Source organism: Pseudomonas sp. GLN_2, from assembly GCF_043106005.1.
Lineage (GTDB): Bacteria > Pseudomonadota > Gammaproteobacteria > Pseudomonadales > Pseudomonadaceae > Aquipseudomonas > Aquipseudomonas alloputida.
On record NZ_JBICMC010000049.1, the window covers coordinates 1 to 403 of the forward strand.

Below are 403 nucleotides of genomic sequence, written 5' to 3' on the forward strand. Positions count from 1 at the left end.
CTGCCCGTGGACGATGAAGTCCCGGAGTGGCTGCGCACCACCGTGGATGTGCTGATGGCCATCGCCGGTGCCGCAGGCGGTATCGCCCAGCTGATCAAGGCGGGTACCCAGGCCGGCATGAAAGCCGTCATGCCTTGCGCGCTGAAGTTCACGGCCGGCTTCGTCGCCGGTGAGGTGGCCAGCCGTTACGTGGTCGAACCCGTGGCCCGCAAGGCTATCGGCGGCCTGGTCGGCAACCCCGTCGACCTCACGACGGGCCGCAAGCTGATCCCCGATGAAATCGACTTCAGCCTGCCGGGCCTGATGCCGATCGAGTGGTCGCGCTTCTACGCCAGCGACCTGACGGTCGACAGCGTACTCGGCCGCGGCTGGGTGCTGCCCTGGGAGCAGAGCCTGCGCCGCC

Annotated in this window: 1 protein-coding gene; it reads left to right on the top strand. The window is 68.5% G+C overall.

Annotation, left to right across the window (positions count from 1 at the left end; genetic code table 11):
• Nucleotides 1–403: DUF6531 domain-containing protein (locus ACF8Q6_RS13175; protein ID WP_392498916.1), on the top strand; the 403-nt coding region annotated here is incomplete at both ends.